Raw genomic sequence first — 17,134 nt, 5'->3', positions numbered from 1 at the left:
CCGTGATCACCCCGGGGGAATCGGCTCGCCATCACGCAGGTCCGGCGCGGTAGACTGGCTCGTTGCCGGACGGTCTCCGGCACCCTCGCGGGGAGCGCGCGGAGCAGCCGGCACGGACGGCCCGCCTGCCTGACGGGAACCAGTACTCGCAGACCGACATCAGCAGACAAGGAATGGGATCCAGGTGCCACGCGGCAAGGTGAAATTCTACGACGCCGAGAAGGGCTTCGGCTTCATCCTCGACGACGAGGACGGTCAGAGCGTCTACGTGCATGCCTCGAACCTGCCGGAGGGCACCGCCGCGCTGCGTCCCGGCGCCCGCGTCGAGTTCGACATGGTCGACGGACGGCGCGGCCCGCAGGTGCTCTCGCTGCAGCTGCTCGAGCCGGTCCCGTCGGTCTCCCGCGCCCGTCGGCCCAAGCCCGACGAGATGGCCGTGATGGTCGAGGACCTCATCCGCCTGCTCGACGACGCCTCCAACGGGCTGCGTCAGGGCCGCTACCCCGACCGCGGGCACTCGCAGAAGATCGCCACCGTCCTGCGCGCCGTCGCCGACAACTTCGAGGTCTGATCCATGACGTCACCGACCACTGCCCCCCGCCGCCCCCGCAGCGCCCGTCCCAAGCTGGACGCGGTGGCGGCGGGCGCCGTCGAGCTCGCCCGCGAGGCGCTGCTCGAGGTCACCGAGCCCGGTCAGGTCGGTGAGCACCTGCGGGTCGAGGCCAGTGGCGAGCGTCTGGTCACCCATGTCTTCGAATGCACGATGCCCGGTTACCGCGGCTGGTCGTGGGTGGCGGTGCTGGCCCGCGCCCCGCGCGCGAAGGTCGCGACGGTCGCCGAGACCGCCCTGCTGCCGGTCGAGGACGCGATCCTCGCCCCGGAGTGGGAGCCGTGGTCGGAGCGCCTCAAGCCCGAGGACGTCGGCGCCGACGACCTGATGCCCTACCGCGCCCAGGACGAGCGGCTCGAGCAGGGCTACGAGGCCACCGGCGACGAGGACGTCGATCGCGTCGCGCTGTGGGAGCTCGGCCTGGGCCGGCCGCGCGTGCTGTCCCCGGAGGGGCGCACCGAGGCCGCCGAGCGCTGGCTCGAGGGCGAGTTCGGCCCCCGCCAGACCTCCGAGCGGGGTCGCCGCGGCACCGTGGCGGCGAACTGCAGCAGCTGCGGCTTCCTCACCAAGCTCGCGGGCTCGCTGCGCCAGGAGTTCGGCGTCTGCACCAACGAGTGGTCCCCGGCCGACGGGCGCGTCGTGCACCTGAACTACGGCTGCGGCGCGCATTCGGAGACCGGCCAGGAGGACGAGGGTCGCGAGATCCCCCGCAGCGGCCAGGTCGCCGTCGAGGAGCTCGACGTCGACGACCGCCGCGCCGACGAGGCGCAGGAGTCCGAGGCGCAGGGGTCGACGGAGCAGGAGTCCGGCGAGCAGGAGCGGACGGAGCAGGAGTCCGGGGAGCAGGATGCCGGCACCCCCGAGCTCGCCGAGCAGGCGGCCGGGGACCAGGGAGCCGACGTGCAGACGCCGGTGGCCGAGGCCCAGGAGCCGCAGGCGGTGGCTGACGCCCGGGAGTCGCAGGCGCAGCCCGCGGTCGAGCCGCCCGCCGAGGCCACCGCACTCTTCGAGATCCCCGAGGCGGACTCGCCCGAGGACGAGCAGCTGTCGGAGGATGCGGACCGGTCCGATGCCCCCGCCGCCGCGGACGACGCCCCCGAGGTCGCGGCCGAGATCGCGACCGAGGACCCCAAGGCCGAGGCCAGCGCCCCCGAGGCCGAGGCCGGCGCCCCCGAGGCCGAGGTCGGCGCCCCCGAGGCCGAGGCCGGCGCCCCCGAGGCCGAGGTCGGCGCCCCCGAGGCCGAGGCCGGCGCCGAGGTCTTCGAGTCCGCCCTCAGCCCCGAGCTTGCCGAGCCTGACGAGAGCCTCAACCTCCCCGAGGTCGAGGACAGCATCGACGTCTCCGAGCCCGAGGCGAGCGTCGGCGTCTCCGAGCCCGAGGACAGCATCGACGTCTCCGAGTCCGAGGCGAGCTCCGCGCTTCCCGGGCCCGAGGTCTCCGCTCCCGACGAGGAGACCCCGACCGCCGATGCGTGAGACCCGCTGAACATCGGCTACCGGCCAGTTATGTGCGCCCTGCTTCCCTCTATGGAAGCAGGGCGCACATGACTTCGGGGTAGCCCGGGGCATGGGCCCTTCCTGATGCTGCCGAGGTGCCTCGGCCCCGTCCCGGCATGGAACCGGTGAGGGAGGGACGGGGTTCAGGGCATCCGTGCCGGCGGGGCACCGATAAAGGCGCTGCCTCTCGGCTACCGGACAGTCGTGTGCACTGGGCTTCCCTCAGCGGAAGCAGGATGCACACAACTCGCTAGTAACCCCCCGTTCGAGTGCGGTGCGGGTGCTAGTGCCGGTGCCGGTGCCGGTCCTGGAACGGTCCTGGTGCTAGTGCCCGTGCCGAGCTTGTGGAGAGCAGGCGTGGGGCCGGAGCGGGGGCGCGGGCGGCCGCGCCGCCGGCGTCAGCGGAGGGCGAGGGCGATGCGGGCCAGCAGGGCCTCGATCGCCAGCAACGGCGGCACGTTCCCGCTGATCCGGGTCCGGGCCTCCTGCACCGCATCGAGCAGGCCCAGCGTGATGTGCCCGGACCCCCGCGCCGCGGTCTGTTCGATCTCGTCCTCGACCTCGATGTTGACCAGCTCCGAGGCGGTGCCCAGCTGGCGGCTCAGCACATCGCGCAGCACGGCGTGCACATCCAGCAGGTACCGGTCCAGCACGTCGCGGACCAGGCGGGTCTGGCGACGCTTGGCGTCCTCCTCGAGCTGCTTGACCTGCGAGCGCAGCGAGGGCGGCACCTTGCCGTCCTCGATCCCGGCCGAGCGGAGGAAGGCAGCCTTCTCCTCCGCTGCGACCACGTCGGCATGCTGCTTGGCCTCCGCGGTGGCCCGCTCCACCAGGGCCTGGGCCGCGAGGACCGCCTCGCCGGCTCCGCGCAGCCCCAGCAGGGTGCGGGCCGAGTCCTCCCGGGCCTCGAGGGCACCGGGCTGGGTGGCGTAGCGCAGGGCCAGGCCGATGTGGCCCTGGGCGGCCCGGGCCGCCCGCAGGGCCAGGCGCTCCTGCACGCCGTCGCGGCGCTGCAGCAGCTCGGCGACCACCGCGGAGGACGGCACCGCCAGGGTCACCAGTCGGCAGCGGGAGCGGATGGTGGAGGCGAGGTCCTCGGCCGAGGGCGCGCACAGCATCCACACCGTCGACGGCGGCGGCTCCTCGATCGACTTCAGCAGCACGTTGAAGGTGCCCGCGGTCATCCGGTCGGCGTCCTCGACGATCACCACCCGGTGCCTGCCGGTGGCGGGGCCGCGCTGCGCGGTCATCACCAGCGCCCGCACCTCGTCCTTCGCGATCGACAGCTTGTCGGTGGCCACGACGGTGACGTCCGGGTGGGTGTTCGCGAGCGTGGTGCGGCAGGCGTTGCACTGCCCGCAGCCGGTGCCCAGCTCGCACTGCAGGGTCGCGGCGAAGGCCCGGGCCGCGGTGGAGCGACCGGAGCCCGGCGGACCGGTGATCAGCCAGGCCTGCGCGAGGGAGCCCTCCGGGGACGCGGCCCGGCGGAACTGGGCGACCGCGGCGGTCTGCCCCACCACGTCGGCCCAGACGCCCCCGGGCCGGGGCGGGGCGGAGCCCGGGGCGCCGAGGTCCGTCGCGGTCACTGCTCGTCCCGGTGCCGGGTGGGCGGGACCGGCTCGAAGGAGGGGTCGAACAGCGCGAGCACCTCGCCGACGGCCGCGAGCACCTGCGCGTGGACCTCCTCGCGCGGCAGCGTCCCGTCGATCACCGCGAAGCGCTCGGGATCCGCGGCGGCGAGCTCCAGGAACTCCGTGCGCACCGCCTCATGGAACTCGGCGCCCGCCTCCTCGAGCCGATCGCGCTGCGAGGGCCGGCGCTCGTGGAGGGTCTGCGTCGGCGCGTCCAGGAGGATGGTCCGGTGCGGGAGGAGCCCGTCGGCCGCCCACAGCGAGAGAGAGCCGATCTCGTCGGGGTCCAGCGCGCGCCCGGCGCCCTGATAGGCGATCGAGGAGTCGAGGTAGCGGTCGCCGAGGACCAGCCCGCCGCGGGCCAGGTGCGGGCGCACCACGGTCGCGATGTGGTGGGCGCGGTCGGCGGCGTAGAGCAGCGCCTCGGCGCGCGGGTCGACGTGCTCCCCGTGCAGCAGCAGGTCGCGGATGCTCTCCCCGAGGGAGGTGCCGCCCGGCTCGCGGGTGGTGAGGATGAGCTCCTCGGCGACGGAGCGCTCGGTGACCAGATGCTCCTGCAGCATCTGCATCTGGGTGGACTTGCCCGCGCCGTCCCCGCCTTCGAAGGAGATGAACACCCCGCGCCGGGGTGGACGGGGGGAGGGGATGCGCAGCCCGCGGGCCGAGTCCAGGAGGGTCATGCGCTCTCCTCGCCCGGGTAGACGACGCCGAGCTCGGCGCGGACCGCGTCCATGGTCGCCATCACGCTGAGGGTGTCCTGCCAGCTCATCACGGGGGACTGCAGGTCGCCGGCGGTGATCCGGCGGGCTGCCTCGGCGATCTCGTAGGCCATGCCGTCGCCGCGGTCGCCGGGGTGGGTGAACGTCGCCGAGCGGCCGTCGAGCAGCGTGACGGTGAGGGTGCCGGGGGCGAAGAAGGGGCCCGACAGCCGCGCCGATCCGGCGGTTCCGCTGACCACGGCCTCGGTGGGCGTGCGCGCGCGCAGCGTGGTGCCGAGGCGGGCCCGGCCGCCGGAGGCGCCGCGGGCCAGCAGTGCGATGGTCGCGTCGACGCCGGTCTCGGCGAGGTCGCCGCGGATCGCGAGGTCGGCGAGGTCGCCCAGCACCATCTGCGCGAAGGAGACCGGGTACACCCCGAGGTCGAGCAGCGCACCGCCGCCCAGCTCGGGGGCGTACATGCGGTGGGCGGGGTCCAGCGGGAACGACTGGCCGTGGTCGGCGGCGACCTCGACGATCTCGCCGAGCAGCCCGCCGGCCACGATCTGGCGCAGCACGTCGTACTGGGGCAGGAACCGCGCCCACATGGCCTCCATGGCGAACACGCCGCGCTCGCGCGCGAGGTCGAGCAGCTCACGGGCCTGCTCGGCGTTGAGCGTGAAGGCCTTCTCCACCAGCACCGGCACCCCCGCCTCGAGGACGGGGCGGGCCAGGGCATGGTGCTGGGCGTGCGGGGAGGCGATGTAGACGGCGTCGAGACCGCCGGCGGCGAGCATGTCCTCGACCGTGTCGAAGGACCGCTCGATGCCGTGCTTCGCCGCGAAGGCCTCGGCGCGCTGGGCGGAGCGGGAGACGACGGACACGACCCGCGAGGCGGTGGCGCGGTGGGCGGTGGCGGTGAACTGGTCGGCGATGTGGCCCGGTGAGATCACTCCCCAGCGCAGCCCCGGCGCGGCGGCCGGGTCGGGAACGGTGGTGGCGGGCAGCGTCAGCTCGGTCTGGGCGTCGGCGCCCCGGGGATCGTCCATCTGGCTCATGGGGCCAATCTACCCAGCGTCCCCGACAGCAGGGGTGCGGTCGGGGACGCTGGGCAGGCAGTCCGCCATCGGCGGAATCCGGGGGCCGGCGCCGGCTACCCCTTGACGGAGCCCGCGGTCATCCCGCGCACCAGGAAGTTCTGCAGCGAGAAGAACACGATCAGCGGGATCACCATGGAGATGAAGGCGCCCGCGGTGAGCAGCTCCGCCCCCTGGCCCTGGGTGCCCAGCAGCTGCTGCAGGGCCACGATGATGGTGGTGTTCGAGCCGCCGCCCAGGAACAGCTTGGCGATCAGCAGGTCGTTCCACACCCAGAGGAACTGCAGCGTCGCGAAGGCGGCGATGGCGGGCATCGACATCGGGGCCACCAGGCGCCAGAACGTCTGGTAGTGCGTCGCGCCGTCGATCTTCGCGCTCTCGATGACCGACCAGGGCAGGCCGGTCATGTAGTTGCGCAGGATGTAGATCGCCAGCGGCATGCCGAAGCCGGTGTGCAGCAGCCACACCGCCACGAACTCCCCGGAGATGCCCAGCCCGCGCGGGCCCAGCAGGTTCAGCAGCGGCTGGAAGGCCACCTGGATCGGCACCACCATCAGGGCGACCACCAGCAGGAAGAACAGCTCCTTGGCGGGGAACTTCATGAAGGTGAAGGCGTAGGCCGCGAAGGCCGCGAACATGATCGGCAGCACGGTCGCGGGCACCGCCACCACCACCGAGTTCACCAGGGTCCCGCCCAGGTTCGTGTTCTCGAACAGGCGCCGGTAGTTGTCCAGCGTCCAGTCGGTCGCGAAGGGCGCGGCCAGCGCGTCCCACCACCCGGTGCTCGCGGCGTCGGTGCGACTGCGGAAGCTGGTCAGCAGCATCCCGAAGGTCGGCACCGTCCACAGGATCGACAGCACGACCATCACGATGATCGCGCCGGGGGAGCGGCGTCGCCCGTCCCGCATGCGTCCCGCGCTCATCGCTCCTCCTCGAGCTTCCGGTACGAGCGGATCTGGTAGAAGACCACCGGCAGCACCAGCAGCAGCAGCACCACCACGACCGCGGAGGCCTCGCCCGCCTTCTGCTCCGTGAACAGCTTGCGGAAGAAGAGGTTCGCGATCACGTCGGTGTTGTTGCGGCCGTTGGTCATCACGTAGACGATGTCGAAGACCTTCAGCACCACGATCAGGACCGTGATGAACACGGCCAGCACCGCCCCGCGGACCTGCGGGAAGATGATCTGCCAGAAGATCCGCATCTCACCGGCGCCGTCGATCCGGCCCGCCTCGATGGTGTCGTCCGGGACGCCCTTGATGGCGGAGCTCAGCAGCACCATGGCGAAGCCGGTCTGCAGCCAGATCAGGATCACCATCAGCAGCAGCGAGTTCAGCCGGCCCTCGCTGATCTGCAGCCAGGTCTGCGGCTCGCCGCCGAGCCCCACCACGATCGCGTTGAGCAGTCCGGTCTGCTGCGCGCCGGGGGAGTCGTAGGCGTAGATGAGGCCCCAGATGGTGGAGGCGCCCACGAAGCTGATCGCCATCGGCAGGAAGATCATCGACTTCGAGGTCTTCTCGCCGGTCGCGGAGAGCTTGTCAGCGAGCACCGCGACCATCAGCCCGAAGGCGACGGTCACGATCGGCACCACCACCACCCACAGCAGGTTGTTGATCAGCGCCTGCCAGAAGGCGCCGGAGGCGACGATGTTGCGGTAGTTCCCCAGCCCCACCCAATCGGTGGAGCGGTCGTTGGCGAAGGAGTAGACGACGGTCTGCACCGTCGGGAACACCAGCATCAGGGCGATCAGCGAGAACCCGGGCAGCAGGAACGCGTAGGGGACCAGTCCGCGCGCGAAGCGCGGCGGCAGGCCCTCGACCGCCATGTTCAGGAACCAGAAGAACACGATCGCGCCGCCGATGCCGACGGCGAGCCCGAGCAGGCCGATGAGGATGTCGTTGTCGCCGAACAGCTCCGGGTACCAGGCGAAGGCCAGGAAGATCGTGCACATGAGGTAGGCGGTGACCACGAGGCCGACGGTCCCCACCAGGATCCGCAGCGGATGCGCCGAGCGGGCGGCGGGGCCGGCTGCGGGGGAGGCGGAGGAGCCCGCCCCCGGGGCGGGGGCGGGCTCCGTGCGCGGCTGCGCGGGGCTGGTCAGGCGGGCCATGACGCCTCGACGTCGTCGCAGGCCTCCTGCGAGGTCTTCTCGTCCGCGATCCACTCGTTCATCGCGGTCCAGAAGCTGCCGCCGCCGACGGGCCCGGGCATCAGGTCCGAGCCGTCGAAGCGGAACACCTCGGCGCCCGAGGCGATCTCGGCGACGCGGCGGGTGGTCTCGTCCGCGTAGGCCGAGTTGTCGAAGGTCTGGTGCGGGCTCAGCCAGCCGCCGGCCGCCGCCCATTCCCCGCCGAAGTCGGCGGAGGTGATGAACTCCAGCACCTGCTTGGCCTCGTCGTCCTCCTTCGCGAAGAGGGCGGCGAGGTCGCCGCCGCCGAGGATCGGCTGTCCCTCGAAGCCGCCCTCCCAGGCCGGCAGCGCGAAGACGCCGACGGCGTTGTCGAGGTCGGCCAGGACGTCCTCCGGGAAGAAGCCGGTGACGAAGTTGCCCTGGCGGTGCAGCATCGCCCGCGGCGGGTCCTCGAACAGCGGCAGGGACGCCTCGGAGAAGGCGGTGTTGAGGATGGTCTGGGAGCCGCCCAGCACGTTCCCCTCGGTCTTCAGCAGCTCGCCGAGGGCGTCGAGGGACTCGACGATCTTCGGGTCGTTGAAGGGGATCTCGTGGGAGGTCCACTGGTCGTAGACCTCCGGGCCGTGCATGCGCAGCACGAACTCCTCGAGCCAGTCGGTGCCCACCCAGCCGGTGGCCTGGTCGGCGTTCCAGGCGTCGGCCCAGGGGGCGATGCCGCTGGCCTTGATCTCCGCGGCGATGGAGTTCAGCTCCTGCAGCGTCGCGGGCTCCGTGCTCCAGCCCCCCGCGGTGTAGGCCGCCGTGGGGTACCAGACCAGCGACTTCACGGCCAGCCGGATCGGCGCGGCGTAGATGGTGTCCTCGAGGGTCGCCGACTCCAGGAAGCCGGAGATCAGGGAGGAGCGCAGGGCCTCGACGTCCAGCACGTCGGTGATCGGGGCGATGTGCCCGTCGGCCGCGAGCTCGAGCAGCCCGCCGGGCTGCGGGAACAGGGCGATGTCCGGGGCGTCGCCCGCGCTGGCGCGGGTGCGGATCGTGTTGACGAAGTCCTGGTCGGAGGTGTACTCGACGGTGATGCCGGTCTCCTCGGTGAAGGCGGCCAGGGCGGCGTTGAAGCCGTCGGCCTCCACCCCGCCGAAGTTGCCGAGGATGGTGACGACGCCGTCGCCGGCCGCGCCGCCCGCGGAGCCTCCGCCGCCATCGCTGCCGCCACCGCCGCTGCCGCCGCCCTCATCGGGGTTCTGCAGGCAGCCGGCGAGGCCGAGCGCGGTGGCCGCCGTGGCACCGCCCAGGACGGTGCGGCGGGTGAGGTTCGGACCCATGGTGTGCTCCTTCATCGACGGTGATGGGGAGACCCATGCTAGACCGCCGCCGAGAACCGGGCACAGCGGACCCGGCGGGGTCGCGGCGTCACTTCTGCGCGGGCGCCTTCTTCGCGGGTGCCTTCTTGCGGGTCGTGGCGGTGGTGCGCTTGGCGGCCGGCTTCTTGGCCGGTCCCTTCGCGCGCTTCTCGGCGAGCTTCTCGATCGCGACCTTCTCGGTGATCTCCTCGACCTTCTCGGTCGCGCGCAGCGAGACGTTCGTGGTGCCGTCGGTGATGTACGGGCCGAAGCGGCCGTCCTTGATCACGATCGGCTTCTCGCTGGTGGGATCCGTGCCGAGCTCCTTGAGCGGGGGCTTGGCGGCGGCCCGGCCCCGGGTCTTGGGCTGGGCGTAGATCTTCTCCGCCTCCTCCAGGGTGACCGTGAAGATCTGGTCCTCGCTCTCGAGCGAGCGCGAGTCCGTGCCCTTCTTGAGGTACGGGCCGTAGCGGCCGTTCTGGGCGGTGATCTCGGTGCCGTCCTCGGTGGTGCCGACCACCCGCGGGAGGCTGAGCAGCTGCAGGGCCTGCTCGAGGCTGACCGTGGCGAGGTCCATCGAGGACAGCAGGCTGCCGGTGCGCGGCTTCGGGCGCTTCGACTTGGGGGTCTTGTCCTCAGGGTCCTCCGGGAGCACCTCGGTGACGTACGGGCCGTAGCGGCCGTCCTTGGCGACGATCTCGTGGCCGGTCTCCGGGTCGGTGCCCAGCACGCGGCCGTCGTCCTTGGCCCGCTCGAGCAGCTCGCGGGCCTTCTCGACGGTCAGCTCGTCGGGGGCGATCTCGTCGGAGACGTTGGCGCGGCGCGGGTCGGCGCCCTCGATCAGCTCGCCGTCCTCGTCGCGGGCGGCCTGCTCGACGTAGGAGCCGTAGCGGCCCACCCGCAGGGTGATGCCGTCGCCGATCTCGATGCTGTTGATCGCGCGGGCGTCGATCTCGCCGAGACCGTCGACCATGCGCTGGAGGCCGATGGGCCCGTCGGTGCCGTCGCCGCGGTAGAACTCCTGGAGGTACTCCGAGCGGCCCAGCTCGCCGCGGGCCATGTGGTCGAGCTGCTCCTCCATCTGGGCGGTGAAGTCGTAGTCGATGAAGGGCCCGAAGTGCTCCTCGAGCAGCCGCACCACCGCGAAGGCGGTCCAGCTGGGCACCAGCGCGGTGCCGCGGCGCAGCACGTAGCCGCGGTCCTGGACGGTGGCGACGGTGGAGGCGTAGGTCGAGGGACGGCCGATGCCGCGCTCCTCGAGGGCCCGCACCAGCGAGGCCTCGGTGTAGCGCGGGGGAGGGGTGGTGCTGTGGCCGTCGGGGACCAGCTCGCGGGTCTCGAGCTGCTGACCCTCCTGCATCTGCGGCAGGCGCTTGTCGCTGCCGCTGTCGGAGTCGTTCCCGTAGCGGCTGGCGTCGCGGCCCTCCTCATAGGCGGCGAGGAAGCCGCGGAAGGTGATCACGGTGCCGGCGGCGCGGAAGGTCGCGGCGCGGCCGCCGCGCTCCAGCAGCAGCTCGACGGTGGAGGTGGTGCCCTTGGCGTCGGCCATCTGCGAGGCGACGGTGCGCTTCCAGATCAGCTCGTAGAGGCGGAACTCGTCGCCGGAGAGCTGACCGGCGACGTCGGCCGGGGTGCGGAAGCGGTCCCCGGCGGGACGGATCGCCTCATGCGCCTCCTGGGCCGACTGCGACTTGTTCTGGTACAGGCGCGGCTTGTCGGGGACGTACTGGGCGCCGTACAGCTCGGCGGCCTGCGCCCGGGAGGCCTTGATGGCCTCGCCCGAGAGCGTGACCGAGTCGGTGCGCATGTAGGTGATGTAGCCGTTCTCGTACAGCGACTGCGCCACCCGCATCGCCTGGCGCGCGCCGAGGCGGAGCTTGCGGGAGGCCTCCTGCTGCAGCGAGGAGGTGGTGAAGGGGGCCGCGGGGCGGCGCGTGTACGGCCGCGACTCGAGCGCGGTGACGGTCGCGGGGGCCTCGGCCAGGGCCTCGATGAGGACCCGGGTGGACTCCTCGGTCAGGACGGTGGCGTCCTTCGCCTTCGGCTTCAGGGCGCCGTCGTCGGCGAAGTCGCTGCCGACGGCGACCCGGGCGCCGTCCACGGTCGCGATCCGGGCGGTGAACTGCTCGGCCTCGGCGCCGAAGGTGCCGGTGACGTCCCAGTAGTCGGCGGCGACGAAGGCCATCCGCTCGCGCTCGCGCTCGACCACCAGGCGGGTGGCGACGGACTGCACGCGACCGGCCGACAGGGAGGGCTTGATCTTGCGCCACAGCACCGGGGAGAGCTCGAAGCCGACGAGCCGGTCGAGGATGCGGCGGGTCTCCTGCGCATCGACCAGCGCGGTGTCGATCTCGCGGGTGTTGGTCAGGGCGGCCTGGATCGCGTCCTTGGTGATCTCGTGGAAGACCATCCGCTTGACCGGCAGGCCCTTCTTGGGCTTGAGGGTCTCCAGCAGGTGCCAGGCGATGGCCTCGCCCTCGCGGTCCTCATCGGTGGCGAGGTAGAGGGTGTCGGCGTCCTTGAGGGCCTTCTTCAGCTCCGCGACGGTCTTCTTCTTGTCGGGGTTGACGATGTAGTACGGCTCGAAGTCGCCGTCGACGTCGACGCCGAACTTGCCGTAGGGGCCCTTCTTCATCTCGGCCGGCAGGTCCCGGGGCACCGGGATGTCGCGGATGTGGCCCACCGACGCCTGGACGATGTAGTCCTCACCCAGGTAGCGGCCGATGGTGCGGGCCTTCGCCGGGGACTCGACGATCACGAGATGCCGTCCGCCAGTCACGTTGATGTGTCCTTCCTCGCCGCGAGTCGTCGCGGCCCGTCCGCCGTGGCCGAGTGCCGTGGGCCGGGATCAACCGGACGCATCCTCTGCGCTCGGCGAGTAGTCACGGTACACGGTCCCCCGGGGGCGTCCCGTGTGAGATCGGCGTGCGCAGCGCGAGCACCAGCGCGAGCCAGGCGGCGGTGCCGCCGCCGATCAGCGCGCTGGTGGCGGTGAAGGCGTCGAGCTGCTGGACGACGTCGCGGAGGTCCAGGGGCAGCTGCAGTGCGGACAGGGCGGCGGCCCCGAGCGCCAGCCCCGCCAGGCCGACCAGACCGAGCAGGAGGGCGACCGCCCGCTCGGCCCGGGAGGCCCTCCCGCGGCCGGTCGCGTCGGCGTCCGGGGCGCCCCGGCGGCGCCGGCCGCGGCCGGTGCGAGCGGCGGCCCGGGCGTTCCGGCGCCGGGTGTGGAGGCCGTCGACGGCGAGGACCAGGAAGGTCCAGGCCGCGGCCACCGCGATCGCGCCGACGACGTCGCTGGGGCGGTGCCAGCCCACCACCAGGGTGCCGATGCCGGCGGCGGTGGTCCACAGCACCCCGAGCGGGGCGAGGACCGCACGGGCCCGGCCGGCCGCGAGGACCAGGGCGATCATCGCGGTCGCCGCGAGGGTGGTGTGCCCGGAGGGGAAGGAGTTGGGGGTGATCTCGATGCCCGGGCCCAGCGCCTCCCGGGTGACCAGCAGGTGCTTGACCACCTGGGTGGTGAGGTTCGCGCCCAGCACCAGGCCGGCGAGCGGGAGCAGCAGGGCGAAGCGCCGCCGCACCAGCACCAGCACCAGGGCGAGGGCGAGCAGGGCGCTGATCACCGGCAGGCTCACCGTGCCCACCGCGAGCTCGGCGTACTGCGACAGCCGCCCCTGGTGCGCCGAGGCCCCGGACAGGGTCAGCTGGTCCAGACGCTGCCCGCTCGCGGTCCCCACCGCGGTGCGGGCCAGCATCACGACGGCCGCGACGCACACCAGCGCGGCCAGCAGGGACAGCAGCGGGCGGGCGAGCCCGCCGGGGCCGGGCCGCGCCGCGCTCACAGGGTCACCATCCCGGTGACCACCAGGTCGCGCAGCTGCGGCAGGACCCGCTCGCGGGCGTCCGCCTCGTCGGCGTCGGTGAGGGCGCAGACCGCCCCCAGCACCTGGCCCAGGGTGAGGGTTCCGTCCAGGGCGCCGACGGTCGCGGCCAGCAGCTGGTCGGCGGGCACGGTGCGGGCGAAGCCGGCGCCCTGGACCAGCTCGATGAGCATCGGGTCCCACTGCCCGGGGGTGAGGTGGCGCCGCTCGACCACGTCGGCCGCCCGCACCGGACGCAGGGCGGCGAGGGCGTCGTCGGTGAGGTCCGCGAGCGCGTCCAGGGCGCGCAGGCCCTGGGCGAGATGGGCGGCGAGGGTGCCGCTGCCGGTGCCGGTGGCCTGCTCGGTGCGCAGCACTCCGGGCCGGGCGGCGGGATGCTCGGGGCGGCGCAGCAGCAGGTACCCGAAGCCGATCGCCTCCACGTCGCGGGCCTCGAAGTCGTCGAGCCAGGCCCCGATCAGGCCGGGCCAGCGGGGGTCGCGGTCGGTGACGCCGCCGTCGCGGACCCAGGTCTCCGCGTACTGCGCGGGGTCCGTCCGCTCGCGCTGGATCGCCCAGGCGTCCACCCCGGCGGCGGTGACCGGTGCGAGCCAGGCGCGCGGATGGGCGTCCCAGGCGGCGTCACGGGAGATCTCCCAGTTGCCCAGCAGGACCGCGCTGCCGCCGGGGGCGAGGTGGGCGGGCAGGTCGCCCAGCAGCTCGGCCAGCAGGGAGTCGCCCGCGCGGCCGCCGTCGCGGTAGGTCCAGGTGGTCTGCTCGCCGGGGCCCGTGCGGGGAGTGATGACGAAGGGAGGGTTGGAGACGATCAGGTCGAAGGTCTCGCCGGCCACGGGTTCCAGCAGGGAGCCCTGTCGCAGCTCGAGCTCGGTGGCGTTCAGGGCCGCGGTGAAGGCGGCGAAGGCCAACGCCCGCTCGGAGAGGTCGGTGGCGACCACCTGCTGGCCGTGGCGGGCGGCGTGCAGCGCCTGGATCCCGCCGCCGCAGCCCAGGTCCAGCACCCGCCGCACCTGCTCGCGCGGGGTGATCCGGGCCAGGGTCAGCGAGGCCCCGCCCACCCCGAGCACGTGCTCGGCGTCCAGGGCGCCCCCGGTGGCGATCTCGGGCAGGTCCGAGGCGATCCACCAGTCGATGTCCCCGGCGTCGTCGCTCGCCGCGTACGGGGCCAGGCTCACCAGCGCCCGCAGCGGGGTGGCGGGTCCTGCACCGCCCGGGCCCTGCCCGTGCTCGGCCCCGCCGGCCGGGCCCAGCAGCCCCAGCCGCAGCGCCCCGTCGACCCCGAGTGCGGGCAGCGCGGCCTCCACCTGGGCGCGCGGCACCTCGGCGCCCAGGGTGAACAGGCGCAGCAGCACCGCCGCCGGGTCCGTCAGGGGCTCCAGCACGCGGCGGGCGGGGATCGGGTTCTCGCGGCGCAGGGCGTCCACGGCGACCGGGCCCAGCAGCTCCTCGGTGACCGCGACCCGGTAGCGGCCGGCGGTGAGGTCCTCGCGCAGGGCGGCGATCTCCGCGGGCAGCGCGCGCGGGGCCGCCGGGATCGTGTCGGTGGGCATGGCTACGATTGTGCCCCAGCGACCTGGTGCCGAACGGCGCGCCGGGTGCGGGAACTGCGCAGGGATCGAGGAGCGGATGCGGGCAGGCAGAGCGGCCGATCTCCTGGCCGACCTCACGCAGCCGCTGACCCGCCGCACCTGCCTCACCCACATCGAGCAGCGGCCCGCCCGGGCCGGGCGGGCCGGCAGCTTCCCGGAGTGGACCGATCCGCGCCTGGTCGCGCACCTGGCCGAGCGCGGGATCACGGCCCCCTGGATCCATCAGGAGCAGGCGGCGCGGCTGGCCCATGGCGGGCAGCACGTGGTGCTCGCCACCGCCACCGCCTCCGGCAAGTCCCTGGCCTACCTGCTGCCGCTGCTGACCGCGATCGGCGCCCGGGAGCTCGACCCCGAGGCGCGGCGGGCCACCGCGCTCTACCTCTCGCCCACCAAGGCGCTCGCCGCGGACCAGCTCACCAACATCGCCGCGATGGCCGACGGCGCCGGGATCCGGGACGCCCGGGTCGCGGTCTACGACGGCGATACCCCCTCCGAGCAGCGGCGCTGGGTGCGCCGGCACGGCACCGTGGTGCTCACCAACCCGGACATGCTCCACTTCGGGATCCTCCCCGGCCACGAGCAGTGGGCCCACTTCTTCCGGGCCCTGCGCTACGTGGTGATCGACGAGTGCCACAGCTACCGCGGGGTCTTCGGCAGCCACGTCGCGATGGTGATGCGGCGACTGCGGAGGATCGCCGCCCACTACCGGGCCGAGCCCACCTTCATCCTCGCCTCGGCGACCACCGGCACCCCGGAGCTGTCGGCCTCCCGCCTCATCGGGCAGGACGTCGAGGCGGTCACCGAGGACGGCTCCCCGCGAGCGGGGCTGACGATCGGCCTCTGGGAGCCCGGCACCCGGACCCGGGTCGACGGCCGCGGGGACGCGGCGGCGGGGGCGGCGGACCGGGTGCCCGCCGGATCCGGTCCCGGGCCGACGGGCGCCGGACCGGGAGCCGGGCCGGAGGACGCGGACGACGCGGGGCGGACGCGGGTCGAGGATCCGCTGCGCCGCTCCGCGACCAGCGAGGCCGCCGCGCTGCTGGCCGACCTCGTCGAGCGCGACGTCCAGACCCTCGTCTTCGCCCGCTCCCGCCGCGGCGCCGAGCTGGTCGCGGGCGGGGCCCGGCGGCTGCTGACGCAGAAGGCCGAGCACACCTTCGCCCCCGAGCTCGCCGACCAGGCGGGGCGGATCGCGGCCTACCGCGGCGGCTACCTGGCCCGGGAGCGGCGCGGCCTGGAGGACGCGCTGCGCTCCGGGGAGCTCAAGGCCCTGGCCTCCACCAACGCCCTCGAACTGGGCATCGACATCGCGGGCCTGGACGCGGTGGTGGTGGCCGGATGGCCCGGCACCCGCGCCTCGCTGTGGCAGCAGTTCGGCCGCGCCGGCCGCCGCCAGGCCGCGGACGGCGGCGCGCTCGCGCTGTTCGTGGCCCGCGAGGACCCGCTGGACACCTACGTGGTCCATCACCCCGAGACGGTGTTCGGCGCCGAGGTGGAGGCCTCCGTCTTCGACCCCGCGAACCCGTACGTGATGACCCCGCACCTGTGCGCCGCCGCCTCCGAGCTCGCCATCCGCGACGGCGAGGAGGAGATCTTCGGGCCCACCGCCCGGGAGCTGCTGACCACCCTGGCCGCCCGCGGCGTGCTGCGGTCCCGGCCCACCGGCTGGTACTGGACCCTGAGCGAATCGGCCCACGACCTCACGGACCTGCGCGGCAGCGGCGGCGAGCCGGTGCGGATCGTCGAGGGCAGCAGCGGGGCGCTGCTGGGCACGGTCGATGCCGGCAGCGCGCACACCCAGGTGCACGACGGCGCCGTCTACCTCCACCAGGGCACCAGCTACGTGGTCGACCATCTCGACGTGGAGCAGGCGGTCGCGTTCGTGCACCGCGAGGACCCGCTGCACTCCACCCACCCCCAGACCGCCTCCACGCTGCGGATCCGCCAGCTGGACCGGGAGGTGGGATGGTCCGGCGGCGTGCAGCTGTGCTTCGGTACCGTGGACGTCACCGACCAGGTCACCGGCTACCAGGTGCGCGACGTGTTCACCCAGGCCGTGCTCGCCCAGCATCCGCTCGACCTGCCCCCGCGCACCCTGACCACCAAGGCCGTGTGGTGGGTCATCCCGCAGCGGACCACCGACGCCGCCCAGATCCCCGGCGAGGAGCTGCCCGGCGCGCTGCACGCCGCCGAGCACGCCGCCATCTCGATGCTGCCGCTGCTGGCGACCTGCGACCGCTGGGACATCGGCGGACTGTCTGCCGCGCAGCACGAGGACACCGGCGAGCCCACGATCTTCGTCTACGACGGCGCGCCCGGCGGGGCCGGCTTCGCTGAGCGGGGGGCCGACGACGCCGCCGCGTGGGTGCGGGCGACCGCCGACATGATCGCCGAATGCGGCTGCGAGGCGGGTTGCCCCGCCTGCGTGGTCTCCCCGAAGTGCGGCAACGGCAACGAGCCGCTGTCCAAGGCGCAGGCGGCACGGCTGCTGGCCCTGCTGCGTCCCGAGGAGCCCGGCGCGAGCGGAACGGCATCGAGCCCCGCAGTGTGATGCAACTGTGACCGCGTCGGGGGCCGCGGAGCGGCTGCGCGGCCTCACACTCAGGGAGTTCTCCGGATCCCGGGGACGAGTGCGGCCGGTGGGCCGCCCCGGGGCGAAGGAGCCGCAG

11 protein-coding genes and 1 pseudogene are annotated in these 17,134 nt (G+C 73.5%); 3 read left to right on the top strand and 9 right to left on the bottom strand.

Going from position 1 to position 17,134, the window contains the following annotated elements:
* Positions 1–184 precede the first annotated feature (184 nt).
* Positions 185–571 carry a cold-shock protein gene (locus ACOJUI_RS14095; RefSeq protein WP_422115570.1) on the top strand — a complete coding sequence of 129 codons (387 nt, stop codon included), beginning with the start codon at positions 185–187 and terminating at the stop codon, positions 569–571.
* Positions 572–574: 3 nt separating this feature from the next.
* Positions 575–1,358, top strand: a pseudogene (locus ACOJUI_RS14090) (DUF3027 domain-containing protein); the annotation flags it as partial.
* Positions 1,359–2,505: 1,147 nt separating this feature from the next.
* On the opposite strand, the gene ACOJUI_RS14085 reads toward ACOJUI_RS14090, so the two are convergent.
* The 9 genes from ACOJUI_RS14085 to ACOJUI_RS14045 all read right to left on the bottom strand — a co-directional run bounded on the left by ACOJUI_RS14085 (position 2,506) and on the right by ACOJUI_RS14045 (position 14,426).
* On the bottom strand, positions 2,506–3,693 hold the full coding sequence (locus ACOJUI_RS14085) for a DNA polymerase III subunit delta' (RefSeq protein ID WP_422115569.1): 1,188 nt from the start codon (positions 3,691–3,693) through the stop codon (positions 2,506–2,508).
* Entirely contained in the window at positions 3,690–4,418 is a 729-nt protein-coding gene (gene tmk, locus ACOJUI_RS14080; protein WP_422115568.1) for a dTMP kinase, read from the bottom strand. Before tmk ends, ACOJUI_RS14085 begins: the two co-directional genes overlap by 4 nt.
* On the bottom strand, positions 4,415–5,491 hold the full coding sequence (locus ACOJUI_RS14075; RefSeq protein ID WP_422115567.1) for a Gfo/Idh/MocA family protein: 1,077 nt from the start codon (positions 5,489–5,491) through the stop codon (positions 4,415–4,417). Before ACOJUI_RS14075 ends, tmk begins: the two co-directional genes overlap by 4 nt.
* A 95-nt stretch (positions 5,492–5,586) precedes the next feature.
* A complete protein-coding gene (locus tag ACOJUI_RS14070; protein ID WP_422115566.1) occupies positions 5,587–6,453 on the bottom strand; it encodes a carbohydrate ABC transporter permease in 867 nt (288 codons plus the stop codon).
* The gene (locus tag ACOJUI_RS14065; RefSeq protein ID WP_422115565.1) at positions 6,450–7,637 is read right to left on the bottom strand and encodes a carbohydrate ABC transporter permease; all 1,188 of its coding nucleotides are present in this window, start codon (positions 7,635–7,637) and stop codon (positions 6,450–6,452) included. The genes ACOJUI_RS14070 and ACOJUI_RS14065 overlap by 4 nt, the downstream gene beginning before the upstream one ends.
* Positions 7,625–8,980 (bottom strand): ABC transporter substrate-binding protein, encoded by a 1,356-nt coding sequence (locus tag ACOJUI_RS14060; protein WP_422115564.1) that lies wholly within the window; start codon positions 8,978–8,980, stop codon positions 7,625–7,627. The genes ACOJUI_RS14065 and ACOJUI_RS14060 overlap by 13 nt, the downstream gene beginning before the upstream one ends.
* 88 nt (positions 8,981–9,068) lie before the next feature.
* Positions 9,069–11,777 (bottom strand): type I DNA topoisomerase, encoded by a 2,709-nt coding sequence (gene topA, locus ACOJUI_RS14055; protein ID WP_422115563.1) that lies wholly within the window; start codon positions 11,775–11,777, stop codon positions 9,069–9,071.
* 103 nt (positions 11,778–11,880) lie between these two features.
* Complete coding sequence (locus ACOJUI_RS14050; protein ID WP_422115562.1) at positions 11,881–12,840, bottom strand: phosphatase PAP2 family protein; 960 nt, start codon at positions 12,838–12,840, stop codon at positions 11,881–11,883.
* The gene (locus ACOJUI_RS14045; protein WP_422115561.1) at positions 12,837–14,426 is read right to left on the bottom strand and encodes a DUF7059 domain-containing protein; all 1,590 of its coding nucleotides are present in this window, start codon (positions 14,424–14,426) and stop codon (positions 12,837–12,839) included. Before ACOJUI_RS14045 ends, ACOJUI_RS14050 begins: the two co-directional genes overlap by 4 nt.
* Positions 14,427–14,502: 76 nt before the next feature.
* Here ACOJUI_RS14045 and ACOJUI_RS14040 point away from each other — a divergent pair, with 76 nt between their 5' ends.
* The gene (locus tag ACOJUI_RS14040) at positions 14,503–17,016 is read left to right on the top strand and encodes a DEAD/DEAH box helicase (RefSeq protein WP_422115560.1); all 2,514 of its coding nucleotides are present in this window, start codon (positions 14,503–14,505) and stop codon (positions 17,014–17,016) included.
* Positions 17,017–17,134 lie beyond the last annotated feature (118 nt).

Source organism: Brachybacterium sp. UNK5269, from assembly GCF_049266655.1.
In the GTDB taxonomy this organism is placed as follows: Bacteria; Actinomycetota; Actinomycetes; order Actinomycetales; family Dermabacteraceae; genus Brachybacterium.
The sequence above is the reverse complement of the archived record's forward strand: the minus strand, read 5'-3'. Positions and strand labels throughout refer to the sequence as shown.

Excerpts from the sequence above, each read along its gene's own strand:
- tmk (WP_422115568.1), bottom strand. The coding sequence starts at position 4,418 with ATGACCCTCCTGGACTCGGCCCGCGGGCTGCGCATCCCCTCCCCCCGT.
- ACOJUI_RS14075 (WP_422115567.1), bottom strand. The coding sequence starts at position 5,491 with ATGAGCCAGATGGACGATCCCCGGGGCGCCGACGCCCAGACCGAGCTG.
- ACOJUI_RS14070 (WP_422115566.1), bottom strand. The coding sequence starts at position 6,453 with ATGAGCGCGGGACGCATGCGGGACGGGCGACGCCGCTCCCCCGGCGCG.
- ACOJUI_RS14065 (WP_422115565.1), bottom strand. The coding sequence starts at position 7,637 with ATGGCCCGCCTGACCAGCCCCGCGCAGCCGCGCACGGAGCCCGCCCCC.
- ACOJUI_RS14060 (WP_422115564.1), bottom strand. The coding sequence starts at position 8,980 with ATGGGTCCGAACCTCACCCGCCGCACCGTCCTGGGCGGTGCCACGGCG.
- ACOJUI_RS14045 (WP_422115561.1), bottom strand. The coding sequence starts at position 14,426 with ATGCCCACCGACACGATCCCGGCGGCCCCGCGCGCGCTGCCCGCGGAG.
- ACOJUI_RS14040 (WP_422115560.1), top strand. The coding sequence starts at position 14,503 with ATGCGGGCAGGCAGAGCGGCCGATCTCCTGGCCGACCTCACGCAGCCG.